The following is a 21,759-nucleotide window of genomic DNA, read 5'->3' as shown; positions in this document are numbered from 1 at the left end:
ATGCGCCCCCTCGTAGGAGCGGGTTTACCCGCGAAGAGGCCGGCACAGGCAGCAACAGTTTTCAATGCTGCTCGCCCGCCCGCTTCAACAGCTTCTTGCACCGCTCCGACAAATGCACCACGCGCAAATGCTTGCCCGCCTTGGCATAGCGCTCGCGCAGGGTTTTCAGCGCCGCAACGGCCGAATAATCGACAAAGCTCAAATGCTGGCAATCCAGCGTGACCTGGGCCGGGTCCCCGGCCGTGTCGAACTGGTTGAGGAACGAGGTGGTCGAGGCAAAGAACAGCGTGCCATGCAGTTGATAACGCTTGCCGCCCTCGGCGTCCTCATGGGTGTCGGCATACAGCTCCCGCGCATGCTGCCAGGCAAAGTTGAGCGCCGCGATGATGATCCCGAACAGCACTGCCATGGCCAGGTCGGTGAGGACCGTGACCACGGTCACCGCAACGATCGCCAGCACATCATTCACCGGCACCTTGTGCAACACCCGCAACGACGCCCAGGCAAAGGTCTGCTGAGCCACCACGAACATCACCCCGACCAGCGCCGCCAGTGGAATACGCTCGATCAGCGGCGACAGGAACAGCACGAACAGCAGAATCATCACCCCGGCCACTACCCCCGACAACCGGCCCCGGCCATTGGAACTGAGGTTGATCACCGTCTGCCCGATCATCGCGCAGCCGCCCATGCCGCCGCACAGGCCCGACACCATGTTCGCAGCGCCCAATGCCACACACTCGCGGTCCGGGAAGCCACGGCTCTCGGTGATTTCGTCGGTCAGGTTGAGGGTGAGCAGGGTTTCCAGCAGGCCGACCATGGCCATCAGCACCGCGTAAGGCGCGATGATTTTCAGGGTTTCCAGATTCCAGGGCACATCCGGCAGCGCCAGCCCCGGCAGGCCACCGGCGATGTGTGCCATGTCGCCCAGGGTGCGGGTAGGTAGCCCGAGCATGTACACCAGCAGGCCAACACCGAGGATCGCCACCAAGGCCGGCGGCACCGCACGGGTCAGTTTGGGCAGCACATAAACCACCGCCATGGTCAGCGCCACCAGGCCGATCATCAGGTACAGCGGCGTACCACTGAGCCAGTGTTCGCCGTCCTTGAAATGCTCAAGCTGAGCCATGGCGATGACGATGGCCAGGCCGTTTACGAAGCCAAGCATGACCGGGTATGGCACCAGGCGCACCAGTTTGCCCAGGCGCAGCAGGCCGAACAGGATCATGACCACACCGCCCAGCAACACCGTGGCTAGCAGGTACTGCACGCCGTGCTGCACCACCAAGGCGACGATCACCACCGCCATCGAGCCGGCAGCGCCTGAGATCATCCCCGGCCGCCCGCCGAACAGCGCCGTCAGGGTACAAATGATGAACGCACCATACAGGCCCATCAGCGGGTTGAGATGGGCCACCAGGGCAAAGGCGATGCACTCGGGGACCAAGGCGAACGAGGTGGTAAGGCCGGCGAGCAAGTCGGCGCGTAGTCGGGCGGGCTTCATGGGCTTCCTGTGGTGCAGTCCTGACGGACGTTAGAAAAACGAGGGGCGCGATGTTACGGAATTTGTCTGACAGCGGCCACTGCTCAACGCACACGTTCAAGGCTCTGCACGGCCAGGTCCAGCGCACGCTGCATGTCCAGGCGCGCCGAACGCCCCAGGTCCGGGTCGTTCAGGCGGCCGCCACGCTCCGAGGGCAGGATCGGCGCCGTCAGGTCTTCGGCATCCATCGCTTCGAAATCCTGTTCGGCGCCCAGGGTCAAGGCACTGCGCCGCAACAGCATGCGCACCTGTTCCGGGGTAAGTGCCGGGTTGATTGACAGCATCGTCGCCACAGTGGCAGTCACCAAAGGTGTCGCGTACGACGTGCCACAATGCGCAGCCTCGGCAGAAACCGGGCGTATGCAGGCAGCAGCACTGACATCCACGCGCATGTCGATATTGGAACTGTGACGCTTGCGCACATGATCGTGGGCTTCAACTGCCGTAGCCTTGTCACTGCGCTGATGCCCGCCCACCACCAGCAATTGTTCGGTGATGAACGACGAAGGCAGGCGATATTCATCGGTCCCCGACCAGGACGCACCATTGCCCGCCGAATTCACCACCACCACCCCAGGGTGCGCCTTGCGCAGCCAGAGGAAGAACTCCTCAAGCAACTCCTCGTAGCCGCTCATTGCCAGCCCGGAGCGCACCAGCGAGTCGACCTCATCACCCTTCACATTGCGTGCCCCGACCCGGTGAATGCCCCAGCTCCAGTTCAGCACCCGCACGCCATCTTCGACCAGGTTCACCGAGGCAGCGATGTTGGCGGTGATACCGGCATCCGAGTTGCGCTCTACCACCACCTCGAAGCCAGGGCTGTGCTTGCCCAACCCCTGCAAAAAGCCCTCACCCTGCGCAGCGAGAATGCCTGCAACATGGCTGCCGTGGCTTGCCTGGCGATTACCGTCGCGAGCGTAGAGGCATGTCTGGCTTCGTTCGCAGCCCCCTCGATAATGGCTGAACCTTGGGGCGTCGAAGTCCACTTCACGTTCGATTACCCCGACCCGCACGGGCTTCACCGGCAAGCCAGATGCGGCAATCCGGCGCCGGTAGAAATACAGCGCGTCCATGAAGCGGTTGGCGGCCCATTCGTCCGCCTGGTCGATGGCTTGGGTGCTGCGCCCTTTGCCCTCCTCCCCCCGCTCGGGGCCGGACTCTTCGACAATCACGGCATCCACGCTGACTTCACTGCCCATGCGCAGGACCATCGCATCGCGCTGCACCAGGTCATCTACCGGCAAGCGCAGCTGGTAGACATTCAACGGCGGAATGGCACCGACAACCTGGGCGCCGTATTTACCGGCGATGCGCCGCGCCTCGCCGAGGCCGTCGTATTTTTCTTCGATCAACAGGCTGACCAGATCGACATAAGTGGTCAGGCCGTCCATGTTCTTCGCCACTTCATCGGGCCCTGCGGCGATCACATGACTGCGTTGGCGGGTCAGCCATACCGGGTTGCTGGTGCGGCCGCCATCGGCCAGCCAGAGCGGGGCACTGCGCTGGGCTTCTCTCGCCAGTTTCAGCGTCAGCCGGTCACCTTGCCGCCCGACATTGGCTTCTGACAGCCGCACACCGCCCAACCATACCGTTGGCAGGTTTACCCTGAGCCCCTCGGTACGCAGGCACCACTGCTGCTGGCTATCGCTGAACAAGTCGCCGCAACGCTGTAGCTGCTTGATGCGCAGCGTGTCCGCTGCAGCCTGTGCACCAAGACTGCAAAGCCACAACAGCAAGATCAGGACACCCTTCATGCAATCACCCCACGCGCTCCCTGTGAGTGCGACTTACGGGGCACCTCAAAGGTTCACCTGTGGCTGGCAACTGCCTGGTCGCGGGCGAGCCATTCGGCCATGGAAGTATCCTCCAACGCGTACTCGCCACGATTGGCCTTCCACACCAGCTCCTTGTCGCGCAGGGCATCAAGGGCCTTCTGTACGTTTGCCGTGTTGACGTTGGCTACCGCCTGGGCCTGCTCCAGCTTGCGGCTGACCTCAACCAAGGTTTGCTCGGTAAACGGGGAAAACGGCTGCCGGCCCAGCGTGCGCTCGGCCATGACCTCTAGCACGGCCTGCTGCAACGGCGTAAGTTCGTTCCAAGCGCTTTCGTAGTCACTCCACACCCCGGCTTGATGGTTCAGCGCCCCATTGCGCAGCAGTTCACCCAGGTTGCCCGCCTCACCCAGGCCGACGCTAACTTCGGCCAACAGTTTGTTGAGCATTTCCGGGCGCCGGCCGACCAATTCGAACGCGTATGCCAGGTCCTCTACCTTGAACTGGTTACTGTCGGCCAGGCGACGGTTCCACAAGGCGGTGATGAATTCGACATATTCACGCCCCAGCAACGGAAAGGGTGTGATGCTGGCACCAAAGAATGGCTGCTTGCTCTTGAGTACCAGGTTGGCCAGCTTGTCGCGACTAGAGCCCGTGAACACCAGGCGCAAGCCGTCCGGACGGTCGCCACGGTTAAGGTGGTCACGCGCGGCTTTCAGCGCGAACATCGCATTAAGGCCATCTTCGCTGTTTAGGGCGTGCTGAGCCTCGTCGATGATCAGCACTACCAACTGCCCTGAGACTTGATGCAACACGGCAAGCGCCTGGGCCAGGGTAGTACCCGCAGGCAATTGCGGGCGGGTGAAATCCCAGCTCAGGGTGCGCAGCAGGTTGATCTTGTCGATACCGGCCTTTTTCGCGGTCCTGGCCAGCGCACCTTCGAATCTGGCCAGCGCAGTACCGATGGCGCCACTGATGAGCTGCGCAGGGGCGGCGTCGCGATCCGACCACAGGTCGACGTAAACCGGTAGCCAGCCGCGCTGTACGCATTCCGGTATGAAGTCGTTGTTGAGGAAGGTGCTCTTGCCCGTACGCCGGGGCGCGGCCAGGAACATGCCCGAGCTGTAATCGACCAACGACTCGCCGGCCAAGTCTTGGGCCAGTGCGTTGGCCAACTGATTACGGCGTAGGAGCGGGCGAACGGGAGACATGCAATTAACCTCATTTATCTTGCCTACTATAATTTATAGCCTACAAGATAAATCAGGATAATACGACTGTCTGCCACCGTGCCGACGTGATCCAGATCCGGCAAAAAGTCAGCAAATTTGCCATCATGTTGGTTCCACCTGCGGAGATCATGGACATGCCGCTACGCCCCCTTTTCGCCTCCCTGTTGCTGGTCGCCAGCCTCACCGCCCATGCCGCCACCGAGGTGGTGCCACTTCAGCATCGCAGCAGTGCCGAACTGCTGCCCGCCCTGCAGGCCTTCATCGGCAAGGACGGAACGGTCAGCGCCTTCGAGAACAAACTGATCGTCAACGCCAGCCCCGAGCGCATCGACGACCTGCGCGCCCTGCTGCAACAGCTGGATACCGCGCCCAAGCGCCTGCTGATCAGCGTCGACAACAACGACAGCAATTTCCAGGACAACCGCGGCAACGCACGCGTCATTCACTACGGCACCAGCAACCGCGACGGCGGCATGCAGCAGGTACAAGCCAGCGAAGGGCAACCGGCACTGATCCAGGTAGGCCAGAGCATCCCCATTACCAGCACCAGCACAGACGGCTATGGGCGCATTCAGAGCAACACCGAATACCGCAACGTGACCCAAGGCTTCTACGTAACCCCGAGCCTGAGCGGCGAAACGGTTCGTCTGCAAATAAGCAGCAATAATGACCGCATCAGCCATGAACGTGCAGATGTAGTGAAAGTACAAAGTACCGACACGACAGTCACTGGCAAGCTCGGCGAGTGGATCACCCTAGCGGGGTTCAACCAGCAGAGCCAAGCCGACCGCAGCGCGTCAAGCCATACGTACGGCACCCAACGGGGTGAAAACATGACATTGCGGGTCAAAGTCGACCTTGTCGACTGATCCCAGGCAATTCAAGGCTTCGACCAAAGGCCTTGAAACTGACTGCCAAGTCGCATTAGACCAAAGATGTAGTAAGGACAAAAAAGCACTACAAAACATTTGACAGGGTCTTTTTCCCAAGGGCATGATGGCCTCGCTCCCGCTAATCAGGGGCCCTGGCAAGGGCCTTCGGGGCGCGCTCCTTCCACCCCAGGAGGCGCCTCGTGTCTATACGGCCCACAAGGCGGTTCGACGGGATTGCGACTGCAACGAAGAAGTTGTCCCGAGGGACGGAAGCGCATCACCGCAGTACTGGCAATCGCGTAGCACCGCAGCAAGGCAACCACGAGCCGACCTGCCGGAGCGCACCTTCGCCTGGCCTGCCCAACCTTCCCCTTCGAGCCTTCGCGTTCGCCGCCGCAAGCCTGCGAACAGGACAGCCGCCAGGCACCTGATCTGCCCAGAGCATCAGCACAATTAACCCAAGATCGATGCGACGAGGTTTATTTCCATGGCACTGACACGCGAACAGCAAATTGCAGCCCTCGAGAAAGACTGGGCCGAGAACCCGCGCTGGAAAGGCGTGACCCGTACCTACACCGCCGCTGATGTCGTTCGCCTGCGTGGCTCCGTGCAACCTGAGCACACCTTTGCCCGCCAGGGTGCAGAAAAACTGTGGAAGCTGGTTACCGAAGGTGCTCACCCGTCCTTCCGCCCCGACAAAGATTTCGTCAACTGCATGGGCGCCCTGACTGGCGGCCAGGCTGTACAACAGGTCAAGGCCGGTATCCAGGCCATCTACCTGTCCGGCTGGCAGGTTGCCGCCGACAACAACTCGGCCGAGTCGATGTACCCTGACCAGTCGCTGTACCCGGTCGATTCGGTACCGACCGTGGTCAAGCGCATCAACAACGCGTTCCGCCGTGCCGACCAGATCCAGTGGAAAGCCGGCAAGAACCCGGGCGACGAAGGCTACATCGACTACTTCGCGCCCATCGTGGCCGACGCCGAAGCCGGTTTTGGCGGCGTATTGAATGCCTACGAGCTGATGAAGAACATGATCGAAGCAGGCGCCGCCGGCGTGCACTTCGAAGACCAGCTGGCCTCGGTTAAAAAATGCGGCCACATGGGCGGCAAGGTGCTGGTACCGACCCAGGAAGCCGTACAGAAGCTGGTAGCAGCGCGCCTGGCCGCTGACGTGTCGGGTGTGCCGACCATCATCCTGGCCCGCACCGACGCCAACGCCGCCGACCTGCTGACCAGCGACTGCGACCCGTACGACCAGCCGTTCGTGGTTGGCGAGCGCACCCGCGAAGGCTTCTACAAGGTACGCGCCGGCCTCGATCAGGCCATTGCCCGCGGCCTGGCCTACGCCCCGTACGCCGACCTGATCTGGTGCGAAACCGCCAAGCCGGACCTGGACGAAGCCCGCCGCTTCGCCGAGGCGATCAAGAAGGAGTACCCGGACCAGATCCTGTCGTACAACTGCTCGCCTTCCTTCAACTGGAAGAAAAACCTGGACGACGCCACCATCGCCAAGTTCCAGCGCGAGCTGTCGGCCATGGGTTACAAGCATCAGTTCATCACCCTGGCCGGCATCCACAACATGTGGCACGGCATGTTCAACCTGGCGCACGACTACGCCCGCAACGACATGACCGCCTACGTGAAGCTGCAGGAGCAGGAATTCGCTGACGCCAGCAAGGGCTACACCTTCGTGGCGCACCAGCAGGAAGTGGGCACTGGCTACTTCGACGACATGACCACCGTGATCCAGGGTGGCGCTTCGTCGGTGACTGCGCTGACCGGTTCGACCGAGGAAGAGCAGTTCCACTGATAGTGGGTTGCGGTTGAACAAAAGCCCGGGGCTTGAGAAAGCTCCGGGCTTTTGTTTTGCCAATGCCTGTCGATACAAGCCATAGCGAAATCCATGATCAGGGCCATGCTTTCTCCGCAAAGACCACGGAAAACAGCCAGGGCTAATGGGCTCTTCTCATGCAGAGCCTAGTATTATTGCCAGTTTTTCAGTCCCACACCTTCTGAGAGGCTAGCGACTCCCCCAAACAGGAGTCGCATCATGCCAACCATCCTCAACGCTGGCGAGCTGGACCCAGCGTATGCGTCGCAAGGCCGTTTTTCGCACCCAAAGTACGACCATCTCGGCCCGATTGCGATAATCGAATCAACTCAAAAAACACTTATTTCCTCGGCGCCCCGAAACGCGACAGCCCTCAAGCTGCTATGCCTTGAGCCTGACGGTACGCTTGACCTCGAATTCGGTTCGCAAGGTGTCACAACGATCGAATATGAAGGTGCCCTGCGGGTCTTGCTGTCTGAGATCATTACGGATGAAGCTGGGCGAATATTTGTGGTAGGCGACTACAACTACGCCCAGAATTCATATCACCCCATCGTCGTTCGCTTGCACGCCAATGGAAAGCCCGACACCAGTTTTGGCGAGGACGGGAAGCCCTATCGGATTTATCCTTCGGTCAGCTCCACAACCAAGGCCTGGCCGACCGGTTTGGCATCGCCCAGCAAGTACAGCAGTTCGTCTTCCCACGACAACGACGGCGCGGGCATACGGAACGGAGTGCTCTACTTCCGCTCGCGCGACCACGTTGTTGCAATCACGCTGAAGGGGGACCTGGCTACCGACTTCAATGGCACAGGCTACTGGCGCGCTGCGCACGGCAACGACCCAGTACTGCTGGGGGCACTGGCACTGAATGAACATGGTATTTATGCGGCGTACGCGCCCTTACTTACTGAAGACTTCAAGAACCACGTCATCGTGACCCGCCTCGATGAGCACGCCAAGATCGACAGGACATTTGCCGACGGTGGTTATCTGCACCTGCATACGCCAGGCCACACGCTGCGTCCTGCGCTGCTCAAGCAGTCAACCTCCAATCATCACTTCGTGCTGGCGTGCCACACCGACATCAACACTTACGATGAGGGTACCGCGCTCATGTCGTTTAACAGCGACGGCACGCTGAACAACGGTTTCAATGAAGGGAGACCCGTCATTGTCGAAAAGACCCCATCGGTAATAGCCTCCGCGTTAGATCTGTCCTTTGACGCCAGATCCGGCAACGCCGAGAAAATTTACCTGGCCGTGCTTTATGAAAATGCAGAATCAGAGGGCCATTTTGTCACTCTGCGCTTCAACAGCGACGGCAAACCTGACCATGATTATGGCGCCAGTGGCTGGGCCTTCGTCGGAGAGCGCGGGATGGCCTCATGGATCCGCTGCCAACGCAATGGTCAACCGCTTGTCGCCTGCAATCTCAAGCTTCCGACAGATACCAAAAACGGCTTCTACGTGGTACGCCTCGGCGCCTGAAACAAAAGCGGGGCCGATCGGCGACAAGGAAGAACAGTTCCACTGCTAGTGGGTTGCTGTTGAACAAAGGCCCGGTGCTTGTGAAAGCACTGGGCCTTTGTTTTTTTGGGGGGCTACCCATTGCCCAATCCCCTGAAATTTCTCGGCTACCTGGCCCGGCCCTTGTCTCACACTAATCAGCTTGACGCTTCAGGTGTTCTGCATCCGAATGCGTCAGGGCGACATGGTGCCTGTCGTAAGGTTTGCGGTGCCGCGCGAGCGGCGCTCTCCCGCAGGCGCCGCATACCTGTCACCAAACCTATGCCCCCCCTACAATCCAAAGGCATGACCAGCAAAACCCAGGATCAGGTCTATGCTTGAGGCAGCGCAGCAGCAAGGACCTCTGCCAAGCGACCTGATGATTCTCGCCCTGGCTGCCGCCGCTCTCTATATATACGCCCCGGCCATCAACACCACGCTCTGGCGCGCCTTGGCCTGCAGCGGTTTGGCGGTGCTCGGTGCCGGCCTGCTCGTGAGCTCAGACAGCCTGATCGGCATCGAACGCTTCGCCAGCCCGTTCGCCGCCGCACTGCACCTGATCATCCTCGCTTGCTGGCTAGACCAATGGGCCATCGCTTCATCAGTCGGTCATCGCTCCACCGATAAAGTATTGACCCAGAGCGGTGCGCGCAGTGTCGAGAGCTGCTAGAACAAGCGTTTTTTGCATTTGCAAGTAGGGGGAGTCGCCAGATGAACTTTACAAGGCACAGAACAGGCAAACTCAAAGGCAGCAAGCCAAATGATATTAATTATCATTACGTAACTTGCTATTCGTTACCGTCCGCAAGAAACATAATTGACAAAACCGCACGCAATGCCCGAATTTCAAGGCCCTCAGCCAGTTACGAAGGTTTTTTGTACTTAATCCTACGAATAAATTTGCGACAGAAATTTTACTTGCACCAGGTTTACCCATAAAATCAGCGGGATTGATTCGGCTGCGACATTTGGTCACTGCATGTGCGACGCCAAGTCGCCGCTCTACACTTATTTCAGACTGCAGAGCTGGGTCTCTGTATAAGGATTTCTAGCATGTCCGATTCGGCAGGACTCATCGCCCACAACTGGGGCTTTGCCATCTTCCTCCTGGGTGTCGTCGGCCTGTGCGCCTTCATGCTCGGCCTGTCCAGCCTGCTCGGTAGCAAGGCTTGGGGCCGCGCCAAGAACGAACCCTTCGAATCCGGCATGCTGCCCGTCGGCAGCGCCCGCCTGCGCCTGTCCGCCAAATTCTATCTGGTCGCGATGCTGTTCGTGATCTTCGATATCGAAGCCCTCTTTCTCTTTGCATGGTCTGTGTCCGTCCGCGAAAGCGGCTGGACCGGATTCGTCGAAGCACTCGTTTTCATAGCAATTCTGTTGGCAGGTCTTGTCTACCTATGGCGCGTCGGGGCACTTGATTGGGCTCCCGAAGGTCGCCGCAAGCGGCAAGCGAAGCTGAAACAATGAGGCTTTGGCATGCAATACAATCTCACCAGAATCGATCCGGATGCGCCCAATGAGCAGTACCCGGTCGGTGAACGGGAAACCGTCACCGATCAACTGCTAGAGGACCAGGTCCACAAGAACATCTACATGGGCAAACTTGAAGATGTGCTGCGTGGTGCGGTCAACTGGGGTCGCAAGAACTCCCTCTGGCCGTACAACTTCGGCCTGTCCTGCTGCTACGTGGAAATGACCACGGCCTTCACGGCACCCCACGACATCGCCCGCTTCGGCGCCGAAGTCATCCGGGCCTCGCCGCGTCAGGCCGACTTCATGGTCATTGCCGGTACCTGCTTCGTCAAAATGGCGCCGATCATCCAGCGCCTGTACGAGCAGATGCTCGAGCCGAAATGGGTCATCTCCATGGGTTCGTGCGCCAACTCCGGCGGCATGTACGACATCTACTCGGTCGTTCAGGGGGTCGACAAGTTCCTCCCCGTGGACGTCTATGTGCCTGGCTGCCCGCCACGCCCTGAGGCTTTCCTGCAAGGCTTGATGCTGTTGCAGGAGTCGATCGGCCAAGAACGACGCCCGCTTTCCTGGGTTGTTGGTGATCAAGGTATTTACCGTGCCGAGATGCCAGCCCAGAAAGACCTGCGTCGTGAGCAGCGCATTGCAGTAACCAACCTGCGCAGCCCCGACGAAGTCTGATCCAGCGACCTGCCGCCCGCTCCCGAAGGAGCCGGCGGCCTGGCTTCATTCTTAACGTTGACCCAAAGCGACCGAGACCATGACAGCGGACAACGCTATTTTCATTCCGCCCTACAAGGCTGACGACCAGGATGTGGTCGTCGAACTGAACAACCGTTTTGGCGCCGACGCATTCGTCGCCCAGGAAACCCGCACCGGCATGCCCGTGCTGTGGGTAAAACGCGCCCAGCTCAAAGAGGTGCTCAGCTTCCTGCGCGGCGTCGCCAAGCCTTACAGCATGCTGTACGACCTGCATGGCGTCGACGAGCGCCTGCGCACCCAGCGCCGTGGCCTGCCAGCCGCCGATTTCAGCGTGTTCTACCACCTGTTGTCGATCGAGCGTAACAGCGACGTGATGATCAAGGTGTCGCTCAGCGAAGGCGACCTGAACCTGCCGACCGTGACAGGCATCTGGCCAAACGCCAACTGGTACGAGCGCGAAGTCTGGGACATGTTCGGCATCGACTTTGCCGGCCACCCGCACCTCAGCCGCATCATGATGCCGCCGACCTGGGAAGGTCACCCGCTGCGCAAGGACTACCCTGCCCGTGCGACCGAGTTCGACCCCTACAGCCTGACCCTGGCCAAGCAGCAGCTTGAAGAGGAATCGGCTCGCTTCAACCCGGAAGCCTGGGGCATGAAGCGTCAGGGCGCCAACGAGGACTACATGTTCCTCAACCTCGGCCCCAACCACCCTTCGGCGCACGGTGCGTTCCGTATCGTCCTGCAGCTGGACGGTGAAGAAATCGTCGACTGCGTACCGGACATCGGCTACCACCACCGTGGCGCCGAAAAAATGGCCGAGCGCCAGTCCTGGCACAGCTTCATCCCCTATACCGACCGTATCGATTACCTCGGTGGGGTGATGAACAACCTGCCGTACGTGCTTGCGGTGGAGAAGCTGGCCGGCATCAAGGTGCCGCAGAAGGTCGACGTGATTCGCATCATGCTGGCCGAGTTCTTCCGCATCACCAGCCACCTGCTGTTCCTGGGTACCTACATCCAGGACGTCGGCGCCATGACTCCGGTGTTCTTCACCTTCACCGACCGCCAGCGCGCCTACACCGTGATCGAAGCGATCACCGGTTTCCGCCTGCACCCGGCCTGGTACCGCATCGGTGGCGTCGCCCACGACCTGCCACGCGGCTGGGACAAGCTGGTCAAGGACTTCGTCGAATGGCTGCCCAAGCGCCTCGACGAATACACCAAGGCCGCCCTGCAAAACAGCATCCTCAAGGGCCGTACCATCGGCGTTGCCGCGTACAACACCAAGGAAGCGCTGGAATGGGGCACCACCGGTGCCGGCTTGCGTGCCACCGGTTGCAACTTCGACCTGCGTAAAGCCCGCCCTTACTCCGGCTACGAAAACTTCGAGTTCGAAGTACCGCTGGCCCACAACGGCGATGCCTACGATCGCTGCATGGTCCGTGTCGAGGAGATGCGTCAGAGTATCCGCATCATCGACCAGTGCCTGCGCAACATGCCGGAAGGCCCGTACAAGGCGGATCACCCGCTGACCACGCCGCCGCCGAAAGAGCGCACCCTGCAGCACATCGAAACCCTGATCACGCACTTCCTGCAAGTCTCGTGGGGCCCGGTCATGCCGGCCAACGAGTCGTTCCAGATGATCGAAGCGACCAAGGGCATCAACAGTTACTACCTGACGAGCGATGGCGGCACCATGAGCTACCGCACCCGGATCCGCACCCCGAGCTACCCGCACCTGCAGCAGATCCCTTCGGTGATCAAAGGCAGCATGGTCGCCGACCTCATTGCGTACCTGGGCAGTATCGACTTCGTTATGGCTGACGTGGACCGCTAAGCATGAACAGCACGCTTATCCAGACAGACCGTTTCGCCCTGAGCGAAACCGAGCGCTCGGCCATCGAGCACGAAATGCATCACTACGAGGACCCGCGCGCGGCGTCCATCGAAGCCCTGAAGATCGTCCAGAAGGAACGTGGCTGGGTGCCGGACGGCGCCATCTACGCCATTGGCGAAGTGCTGGGCATTCCGGCCAGCGACGTCGAGGGTGTCGCCACCTTCTACAGTCAGATCTTCCGCCAGCCGGTCGGCCGCCACATCATCCGCGTGTGTGACAGCATGGTCTGCTACATCGGCGGCCATGAGTCGGTCGTCAGCCAGATCCAGAGCGAGTTGGGCATCGGCCTGGGCCAGACCACCGCCGACGGTCGTTTCACCCTGCTGCCCGTGTGCTGCCTGGGCAACTGCGACAAGGCACCGGCACTGATGATCGACGATGACACCTTTGGCGACGTACAGCCGGCTGGCGTTTCCAAACTGCTGGAGGGTTACGTATGACCATTACTTCCTTCGGCCCGGCCAACCGCATCGCGCGCTCGGCCGAAACCCACCCGCTGACCTGGCGCCTGCGTGACGATGGCGAGCCAGTATGGCTGGCCGAGTACGAATCGAAAAACGGCTATGCCGCAGCCCGCAAGGCCCTGGCGCAAATGTCGCAGGACGATATCGTACAGGCGGTCAAGGACTCGGGCCTCAAGGGCCGTGGCGGTGCAGGCTTCCCCACTGGCGTGAAGTGGGGCCTGATGCCCAAAGACGAATCCATGAACATCCGCTACCTGCTGTGCAACGCGGACGAAATGGAGCCGAACACCTGGAAGGACCGCATGCTGATGGAGCAACAGCCCCATCTGCTGGTCGAGGGCATGCTGATCAGCGCCCGCGCCCTGAAGGCCTACCGCGGCTACATCTTCCTGCGTGGCGAATACACCACCGCAGCGAAGAACCTCAACCGCGCCATCGATGAAGCCAAGGCCGCCGGCCTGCTGGGCAAGAATATCCTGGGCAGCGGTTTCGATTTCGAGCTGTTCGTGCACACCGGCGCCGGCCGCTACATCTGCGGTGAAGAAACCGCGCTGATCAACTCGCTGGAAGGCCGCCGCGCCAACCCGCGCTCCAAGCCGCCCTTCCCTGCCGCCGTTGGCGTGTGGGGCAAGCCGACGTGCGTGAACAACGTCGAAACCCTGTGCAATGTCCCGGCCATCGTCGCCAACGGCAACGACTGGTACAAGTCGCTGGCCCGCGAAGGCAGCGAAGACCATGGCACCAAACTGATGGGCTTCTCCGGCAAGGTGAAGAACCCAGGCCTGTGGGAACTGCCATTCGGCGTTACCGCGCGCGAGCTGTTCGAAGACTACGCCGGTGGCATGCGCGATGGCTTCAAGCTCAAGTGCTGGCAGCCAGGCGGCGCCGGTACCGGCTTCCTGCTGCCCGAGCACCTCGATGCGCAAATGTACGCCGGTGGCATTGCCAAGGTCGGCACCCGTATGGGTACTGGGCTGGCCATGGCCGTCGACGACAGCATCAACATGGTGTCGCTGCTGCGCAACATGGAAGAGTTCTTCGCCCGCGAGTCATGCGGCTGGTGCACCCCATGCCGTGACGGTCTGCCATGGAGCGTGAAGATGCTGCGCGCACTGGAAAAAGGCCAGGGCCGCGCCGAAGACATCGAGACGCTGCTGGGGCTGGTCAACTTCCTCGGCCCAGGCCGCACCTTCTGTGCTCACGCACCGGGTGCCGTCGAGCCGCTGGGCAGTGCCATCAAATACTTCCGCTCGGAGTTCGAGGCCGGTGTGGCGCCTGACAGTGCTGGCAGCCTGCGCCCGGACCTGGCGAAGCCCATCCAGGCCGGGCCGATCGTGGTCGGCGCATAACAAGATGATTAGGCGGGTGGTCCGTGCCACTCGCCAGCTTGCCGGCAGGCCCGAGTCGATCGAGGCGTGTCGCAAGCTCACCGATTTCCATTAGCCACGCCCGCTCACGCGGGCCAACGAAGAACTTTGAACAATGGCCACTATCCACGTAGACGGCAAAGCGCTCGAAGTCAACGGTGCAGACAACCTGTTACAGGCGTGTCTGTCGCTCGGCCTCGACATCCCTTATTTCTGCTGGCACCCGGCGCTTGGTAGCGTTGGCGCCTGCCGGCAGTGCGCAGTCAAGCAGTACACCGACGAGAACGACACCCGTGGTCGTATCGTCATGTCCTGCATGACCCCTGCTTCCGACGGCACCTGGATCTCCATCGACGATGAAGAGTCGAAGGCGTTCCGCGCCAGCGTCGTCGAATGGCTGATGACCAACCACCCGCACGACTGCCCGGTGTGCGAGGAAGGCGGTCACTGCCACCTGCAGGACATGACGGTAATGACCGGCCACAACGAGCGCCGCTACCGTTTCACCAAGCGTACCCACCAGAACCAGGACCTCGGCCCGTTCATCGCCCATGAGATGAACCGCTGCATCGCCTGCTACCGCTGCGTGCGCTATTACAAGGACTACGCAGGTGGTACCGACCTGGGCGTATACGGCGCCCACGACAACGTGTACTTCGGCCGCGTCGAAGACGGCGTGCTGGAAAGCGAGTTCTCCGGCAACCTGACCGAGGTCTGCCCGACCGGCGTGTTCACCGACAAGACCCACTCCGAGCGCTACAACCGCAAGTGGGACATGCAGTTCGCCCCAAGCATCTGCCATGGCTGCTCCAGCGGCTGCAACATCAGCCCGGGTGAGCGCTACGGCGAACTGCGCCGTATCGAAAACCGCTTCAACGGTTCGGTCAACCAGTACTTCCTGTGCGACCGCGGCCGCTTCGGCTACGGCTACGTCAACCGCAAGGACCGCCCACGTCAGCCACAACTGGCCGACGGCACCAAGCTGGGTCTGGACGCCGCCCTGGACAAGGCCGCCGACCTGCTGCGCGGCCGTACCATCGTCGGTATCGGCTCGCCACGCGCCAGCCTCGAAAGTAACTACGGCCTGCGTGAGCTGGTCGGTGCCGACTACTTCTACTCGGGCATGGAAGCGGGCGAACTGGCCCGCGTACGCCTGGCCCTGAACGTGCTGAACAACAGCCCGCTGCCAGTACCGACCCTGCGCGACATCGAAGACCACGACGCCGTGTTCGTGCTCGGTGAAGACCTGACCCAGACCGCTGCCCGCGTTGCCCTGGCCGTGCGCCAGGCCACCAAAGGCAAGGCCGAGGCCATGGCCGAAGCGATGAAAGTGCAGCCTTGGCTCGACGCTGCTGTGAAGAACATTGGCCAGCACGCGCTGTACCCACTGTTCATCGCGTCCCTGGCTGAAACCAAGCTGGACGACGTCGCCGAAGAATGCGTACACGCCGCGCCGGCCGACCTGGCCCGCATCGGTTTCGCCGTGGCCCACGCCATCGACCCGAGCGCCCCTGCCGTCGCCGGCCTGGACGACGAAGCCAAGGCCCTGGCCCAGCGCATCGCCGACGCCCTGGTCGCCGCCAAGCGCCCACTGGTCGTTGCCGGTACGTCGCTGGCCGACCCAGCGCTGATCGAAGCCGCCGCTAACATCGCCAAGGCCCTGAAGCTGCGCGAGAAAAACGGCTCGCTGAGCCTGGTGGTACCTGAGGCCAACAGCCTTGGCCTGGCCATGCTCGGTGGCGAGTCGGTCGATGCCGCGCTGGATGCGGTCATCAGCGGCAAGGCCGATGCCATCGTGGTGCTGGAAAACGACCTGTACGCCCGCGTACCGGCCGCCAAGGTCGACGCAGCCCTGGCTGCGGCCAAGGTGGTGATCGTTGCCGACCACTCCAAAACCGCCACCGTCGACCGCGCCCACCTGGTGCTGCCGGCCGCCTCGTTCGCCGAGGGTGACGGTACCCTGGTCAGCCAGGAAGGCCGTGCCCAGCGCTTCTTCCAGGTGTTCGACCCGCAATATCTGGACAGCAGCATCCTGGTCCATGAAGGCTGGCGCTGGATGCACGCCCTGCGTGCCACCCTGCTGAACAAGCCGGTCGACTGGACCCAGCTGGACCACGTCACCAGCGCCTGTGCCGAAGCCGCCCCGCAACTGGCCGGCATCGTCAACGCCGCGCCAAGCGCCGCGTTCCGCATCAAGGGCATGAAGCTGGCCCGTGAGCCGCTGCGCTACTCCGGCCGTACCGCCATGCGCGCCAACATCAGTGTGCACGAGCCGCGCACCCCGCAAGACAAGGACACCGCGTTCGCCTTCTCCATGGAAGGCTACTCGGGTTCGGCCGAACCGCGCCAGCAGGTGCCGTTCGCCTGGTCGCCGGGCTGGAACTCCCCACAGGCCTGGAACAAGTTTCAGGACGAGGTCGGTGGCCACCTGCGTGCCGGTGACCCAGGCGTACGCCTGATCGAATCGCAAGGTGACCGCCTGAACTGGTTCAACGCCATTCCGGGGGCCTTCAACCCGGCCCGTGGTACCTGGACTGCCGTACCGTTCTTCCACCTGTTTGGCAGCGAAGAAAGCTCCTCGCGCGCCGCCCCGGTCCAAGAACGCATCCCGGCTGCCTACGTGGCCCTGGCCAAGTCCGAAGCCGACCGCCTGGGCGTCAACGAGGGTGCCCTGCTGAGCCTGAACGTCGCCGGTGTGGCCCTGCGCCTGCCGCTGCGTATCAATGAAGAGCTGGGCGCTGGCCTGGTCGCGTTGCCGAAAGGCCTGGCTGGCATTCCGCCTGCCATCTTCGGTGCATCCGTCGAAGGTCTGCAGGAGGCAGCACAATGAGCTGGTTCACCCCCGAAGTGATCGATGTGATCCTCACCGTGCTGCGGGCCATCGTGGTCCTGCTGGCGGTGGTGGTCTGCGGCGCCCTGCTCAGCTTCGTCGAGCGCCGCCTGCTGGGCTGGTGGCAGGACCGTTACGGCCCTAACCGCGTCGGCCCGTTCGGCATGTTCCAGATCGCTGCCGACATGCTGAAGATGTTCTTCAAGGAAGACTGGAACCCGCCCTTCGTCGACCGCGTGATCTTCACCCTGGCACCGGTAGTGGCCATGAGCGCCCTGCTGATCGCCTTCGTGGTCATCCCGATCACCCCGACCTGGGGCGTTGCCGACCTGAACATCGGCCTGCTGTTCTTCTTCGCCATGGCCGGTCTGTCGGTCTACGCGGTACTGTTCGCCGGCTGGTCGTCGAACAACAAGTACGCCCTGCTGGGCAGCTTGCGTGCTTCGGCACAGACCGTGTCGTACGAAGTGTTCCTGGGCCTGGCGCTGATGGGCGTGGTGGTGCAGGTGGGCTCGTTCAACATGCGCGACATCGTTGAGTACCAGGCGCAGAACCTGTGGTTCATCATTCCGCAGTTCTTCGGCTTCTGCACCTTCTTCATCGCTGGCGTCGCCGTGACTCACCGTCACCCGTTCGACCAGCCGGAAGCAGAACAGGAACTGGCCGACGGCTACCACATCGAGTATGCCGGCATGAAGTGGGGCATGTTCTTCGTCGGTGAGTACATCGGCATCATCCTCATCTCGGCGCTGCTGGTAACCCTGTTCTTCGGTGGCTGGCACGGCCCGTTCGGCATCCTGCCGCAACTGTCGTTCCTGTGGTTCGCCCTGAAGACCGCGTTCTTCATCATGCTGTTCATCCTGCTGCGCGCCTCGATCCCGCGCCCACGCTATGACCAGGTGATGGACTTCAGCTGGAAGTTCTGCCTGCCGCTGACCCTGATCAATTTGCTGGTGACCGCTGCGATCGTGCTCTACAACACGCCAGCCGTCGCGGCCCAGTGAGGATTTGACCCATGTTCAAGTATATCGGCGACATCGTTAAGGGCACCGGCACCCAGCTGCGCAGCCTGGCAATGGTGTTCTCCCACGGGTTCCGCAAGCGCGACACCCTGCAGTACCCCGAAGAACCCGTGTACCTGCCGCCGCGCTACCGCGGCCGCATCGTCCTCACCCGCGACCCCGATGGCGAGGAGCGCTGCGTAGCGTGCAACCTCTGCGCGGTGGCCTGCCCGGTTGGCTGCATTTCGCTGCAGAAGGCCGAGACAGAGGACGGCCGCTGGTACCCGGAGTTCTTCCGCATCAACTTCTCGCGTTGCATTTTCTGCGGCCTGTGTGAAGAAGCGTGCCCGACCACCGCGATCCAGCTGACTCCGGATTTCGAAATGGCCGAGTTCAAGCGTCAGGACCTGGTGTACGAGAAAGAAGATCTGCTGATCTCCGGCCCCGGCAAGAACCCTGACTACAACTTCTACCGTGTTGCGGGTATGGCAATCGCTGGCAAGCCGAAGGGCTCTGCACAGAACGAAGCCGAGCCGATCAACGTGAAGAGCTTGCTCCCATAAGGACAGAAAGATGGAATTCGCTTTCTACTTCGCATCCGGGATCGCCGTGGTCTCCACCCTTCGGGTGGTAACCGGCACCAACCCCGTGCACGCCTTGCTTTACCTGATCATTTCGCTGATTTCCGTGGCCATGATCTTCTTCGCCCTGGGTGCGCCGTTTGCCGGCGCCCTGGAAGTGATCGCCTACGCCGGCGCCATCATGGTGCTGTTCGTGTTCGTGGTGATGATGCTCAACCTCGGGCCGGCTTCGGTCGCCCAGGAACGGGGCTGGCTCAAGCCCGGCATCTGGGCCGGGCCGGTGATCCTCGGCGCCCTGCTGCTGGCGGAGCTGCTGTACGTGCTGTTCGTCACCCCGAGTGGGGCCGGCATCAGCGGTACCACCGTGGGCCCGAAAGAAGTGGGTATCAGCCTGTTCGGCCCTTACCTGCTGGTGGTCGAACTGGCGTCGATGCTGCTGCTGGCTGCAGCCGTCACCGCCTTCCACCTGGGCCGCAACGAGGCGAAGGAGTAAATCATGGGTGCTATCCCTCTCGAGCATGGTCTGGCGGTCGCCGGCATCCTGTTCTGCTTAGGTCTGGTTGGCCTGATGGTCCGCCGCAACATCCTCTTCGTGCTCATGAGCCTGGAAGTCATGATGAACGCCTCTGCCCTGGCGTTCGTCGTCGCCGGTGCCCGTTGGGTCCAGCCCGACGGCCAGGTGATGTTCATTCTGGTGATCAGCCTGGCAGCCGCCGAGGCCAGCATTGGCCTGGCCATCCTGCTGCAGCTGTATCGCCGCTTCCACACTCTCGACATCGATGCTGCCAGTGAGATGCGCGGATGAACCTTCTCTTCCTGACTTTCGTCTTTCCCCTCGTCGGCTTCCTGCTGCTGTCGTTCTCGCGTGGACGGTTCTCGGAGAACCTGTCCGCCCTGATCGGCGTCGGCTCGGTAGGCCTGTCGGCCGCCACGGCCGCTTACGTCATCTGGCAGTTCAACGTCGCCCCGCCTGAGGGCGGCGCGTACAGCCAGCTGCTGTGGCAGTGGATGTCGGTGGACGGCTTCGCGCCGAACTTCACCCTGTACCTGGACGGCCTGTCGGTCACCATGCTCGGCGTGGTGACCGGTGTCGGCTTCCTGATCCACCTGTTCGCATCCTGGTACATGCGTGGCGAAGCCGGCTACTCGCGCTTCTTCTCGTACACCAACCTGTTCATCGCCAGCATGCTGTTCCTGGTCCTCGGCGACAACCTGCTGTTCATCTACTTCGGCTGGGAAGGCGTGGGCCTGTGCTCGTACCTGTTGATCGGTTTCTACTACAGCAACCGCAACAACGGTAACGCGGCACTCAAGGCATTCATCGTCACCCGTATCGGCGACGTGTTCATGGCCATCGGCCTGTTCATCCTGTTCGCCCAGCTGGGCACCCTGAACGTGCAGGAACTGCTGGTGCTGGCACCGCAGAAGTTCCAGGCTGGCGACACCTGGATGGTACTGGCCACGCTGATGCTGCTGGGTGGTGCGGTCGGTAAATCGGCACAGCTGCCACTGCAGACCTGGCTGGCCGACGCCATGGCGGGCCCGACTCCGGTTTCGGCACTGATCCACGCCGCAACCATGGTGACCGCGGGCGTGTACCTGATCGCCCGTACCAACGGCCTGTTCCTGCTGGCGCCGGACATCCTGCACCTTGTAGGTGTGGTCGGTGGCGTGACCCTGGTACTGGCAGGCTTCGCTGCGCTGGTACAGACCGATATCAAGCGTATCCTCGCCTACTCGACCATGAGCCAGATCGGCTACATGTTCCTGGCCCTGGGCGTGGGTGCCTGGGACGCGGCGATCTTCCACCTGATGACCCACGCCTTCTTCAAGGCCCTGCTGTTCCTTGCCTCCGGTGCGGTGATCGTTGCCTGCCACCACGAGCAGAACATCTTCAAGATGGGCGGCCTGTGGAAGAAACTGCCGCTGGCCTACGCCAGCTTCGTGGTCGGTGGCGCGGCACTGGCGGCCCTGCCGATCGTGACCGTAGGCTTCTACTCCAAGGACGAGATCCTCTGGGAAGCCTTCGCCAGCGGCAACACCGGCCTGCTGTATGCCGGCCTGGTAGGCGCGTTCATGACCTCGCTGTACACCTTCCGCCTGATCTTCATCGCCTTCCACGGCGAAGCCAAGACCGAAGCCCACGCGGGCCACGGCATCAGCCACTGGCTGCCGCTGGGCGTGCTGATCGTGCTGTCGACCTTCGTCGGCGCCTGGATTACCCCGCCGCTGGCCGGTGTGCTGCCAGAAAGCGCCGGCCATGCCGGTGGCGAAGCCAAGCACGCGCTGGAGATCACCTCGGGTGCCATCGCCATCGCCGGTATCCTGCTGGCCGCCCTGCTGTTCCTGGGCAAGCGCCGCTTCGTCAGCGCCGTCGCCAACAGTGGCATCGGTCGCGTCCTGTCGGCCTGGTGGTTCGCTGCCTGGGGCTTCGACTGGATCTACGACAAGCTTTTCGTCAAACCGTACCTGCTGATCAGCCACATCCTGCGCAAGGACCCGGTTGACCGCACCATCGGCCTGATTCCTCGGATGGCGCGTGGCGGCCACGTGGCCATGAGCAAGACCGAGACTGGCCAACTGCGCTGGTACACCGCCTCTATCGCCGTGGGTGCCGTGCTGGTGCTCGGTGCCGTGGTAGTGGCTGCGGTATGACTATGAATCTTGCGACTTTGCCAA

General features: G+C 61.9%; 17 protein-coding genes and 1 pseudogene. 15 read left to right on the top strand and 3 right to left on the bottom strand.

Annotated elements, in window-relative coordinates:
• Positions 1-61: 61 nt before the first annotated feature.
• From ACF8FG_RS08800 to ACF8FG_RS08790, 3 genes are all read right to left on the bottom strand, one after another.
• Positions 62-1,504, bottom strand: coding sequence for a SulP family inorganic anion transporter (locus ACF8FG_RS08800; protein ID WP_014590321.1), 1,443 nt, complete (start codon positions 1,502-1,504; stop codon positions 62-64).
• Positions 1,505-1,587: 83 nt separating this feature from the next.
• Positions 1,588-3,297 carry a S8/S53 family peptidase gene (locus ACF8FG_RS08795; protein WP_318081683.1) on the bottom strand — a complete coding sequence of 570 codons (1,710 nt, stop codon included), beginning with the start codon at positions 3,295-3,297 and terminating at the stop codon, positions 1,588-1,590.
• A 53-nt stretch (positions 3,298-3,350) separates the two neighbouring features.
• Positions 3,351-4,526: a hypothetical protein gene (locus ACF8FG_RS08790; RefSeq protein ID WP_019438094.1), complete on the bottom strand. Its 1,176-nt coding sequence runs from the start codon at positions 4,524-4,526 to the stop codon at positions 3,351-3,353.
• A 125-nt stretch (positions 4,527-4,651) separates the two neighbouring features.
• Between ACF8FG_RS08790 and ACF8FG_RS08785 the strand changes: the two genes are divergently transcribed.
• The 15 genes and pseudogenes from ACF8FG_RS08785 to nuoL all read left to right on the top strand — a co-directional run bounded on the left by ACF8FG_RS08785 (position 4,652) and on the right by nuoL (position 21,735).
• Positions 4,652-5,416, top strand: coding sequence for a secretin N-terminal domain-containing protein (locus tag ACF8FG_RS08785; protein ID WP_172833546.1), 765 nt, complete (start codon positions 4,652-4,654; stop codon positions 5,414-5,416).
• 490 nt (positions 5,417-5,906) lie between these two features.
• Complete coding sequence (gene aceA, locus ACF8FG_RS08780) at positions 5,907-7,232, top strand: isocitrate lyase (RefSeq protein ID WP_014861668.1); 1,326 nt, start codon at positions 5,907-5,909, stop codon at positions 7,230-7,232.
• A gap of 240 nt (positions 7,233-7,472) precedes the next feature.
• On the top strand, positions 7,473-8,744 hold the full coding sequence (locus ACF8FG_RS08775) for a delta-60 repeat domain-containing protein (RefSeq protein ID WP_392518706.1): 1,272 nt from the start codon (positions 7,473-7,475) through the stop codon (positions 8,742-8,744).
• A 430-nt stretch (positions 8,745-9,174) separates the two neighbouring features.
• Positions 9,175-9,432: pseudogene (locus ACF8FG_RS08770) on the top strand (lysoplasmalogenase family protein); the annotation flags it as partial.
• 383 nt (positions 9,433-9,815) lie between these two features.
• A complete protein-coding gene (locus ACF8FG_RS08765) occupies positions 9,816-10,229 on the top strand; it encodes an NADH-quinone oxidoreductase subunit A (protein WP_003251427.1) in 414 nt (137 codons plus the stop codon).
• A gap of 9 nt (positions 10,230-10,238) precedes the next feature.
• Positions 10,239-10,916 carry an NADH-quinone oxidoreductase subunit B family protein gene (locus ACF8FG_RS08760; protein WP_008096180.1) on the top strand — a complete coding sequence of 226 codons (678 nt, stop codon included), beginning with the start codon at positions 10,239-10,241 and terminating at the stop codon, positions 10,914-10,916.
• Positions 10,917-10,995: 79 nt separating this feature from the next.
• The gene (gene nuoC, locus ACF8FG_RS08755; RefSeq protein WP_010954900.1) at positions 10,996-12,777 is read left to right on the top strand and encodes an NADH-quinone oxidoreductase subunit C/D; all 1,782 of its coding nucleotides are present in this window, start codon (positions 10,996-10,998) and stop codon (positions 12,775-12,777) included.
• A gap of 2 nt (positions 12,778-12,779) precedes the next feature.
• Complete coding sequence (gene nuoE, locus ACF8FG_RS08750; RefSeq protein WP_012313767.1) at positions 12,780-13,277, top strand: NADH-quinone oxidoreductase subunit NuoE; 498 nt, start codon at positions 12,780-12,782, stop codon at positions 13,275-13,277.
• On the top strand, positions 13,274-14,650 hold the full coding sequence (gene nuoF / locus ACF8FG_RS08745) for an NADH-quinone oxidoreductase subunit NuoF (protein WP_267273270.1): 1,377 nt from the start codon (positions 13,274-13,276) through the stop codon (positions 14,648-14,650). The genes nuoE and nuoF overlap by 4 nt, the downstream gene beginning before the upstream one ends.
• Before the next feature lie 133 nt (positions 14,651-14,783).
• Positions 14,784-17,498: an NADH-quinone oxidoreductase subunit NuoG gene (gene nuoG, locus ACF8FG_RS08740; protein WP_014590313.1), complete on the top strand. Its 2,715-nt coding sequence runs from the start codon at positions 14,784-14,786 to the stop codon at positions 17,496-17,498.
• A complete protein-coding gene (nuoH, locus tag ACF8FG_RS08735) occupies positions 17,495-18,502 on the top strand; it encodes an NADH-quinone oxidoreductase subunit NuoH (protein WP_003251440.1) in 1,008 nt (335 codons plus the stop codon). Before nuoG ends, nuoH begins: the two co-directional genes overlap by 4 nt.
• Before the next feature lie 11 nt (positions 18,503-18,513).
• Positions 18,514-19,062, top strand: coding sequence for an NADH-quinone oxidoreductase subunit NuoI (gene nuoI, locus ACF8FG_RS08730; protein WP_003251442.1), 549 nt, complete (start codon positions 18,514-18,516; stop codon positions 19,060-19,062).
• Between the two features lie 10 nt (positions 19,063-19,072).
• Positions 19,073-19,573, top strand: a complete 501-nt coding sequence (gene nuoJ, locus ACF8FG_RS08725) for an NADH-quinone oxidoreductase subunit J (RefSeq protein ID WP_014590312.1) — start codon at positions 19,073-19,075, stop codon at positions 19,571-19,573.
• A 3-nt stretch (positions 19,574-19,576) separates the two neighbouring features.
• Positions 19,577-19,885 (top strand): NADH-quinone oxidoreductase subunit NuoK, encoded by a 309-nt coding sequence (nuoK, locus tag ACF8FG_RS08720; RefSeq protein ID WP_003251446.1) that lies wholly within the window; start codon positions 19,577-19,579, stop codon positions 19,883-19,885.
• Positions 19,882-21,735, top strand: a complete 1,854-nt coding sequence (gene nuoL, locus ACF8FG_RS08715) for an NADH-quinone oxidoreductase subunit L (protein WP_014590311.1) — start codon at positions 19,882-19,884, stop codon at positions 21,733-21,735. Before nuoK ends, nuoL begins: the two co-directional genes overlap by 4 nt.
• Positions 21,736-21,759 lie beyond the last annotated feature (24 nt).

This window comes from Pseudomonas sp. YQ_6 (genome assembly GCF_043103245.1).
GTDB lineage: Bacteria > Pseudomonadota > Gammaproteobacteria > Pseudomonadales > Pseudomonadaceae > Aquipseudomonas > Aquipseudomonas alloputida.
This window is presented reverse-complemented; position numbering and strand designations above follow the sequence as displayed.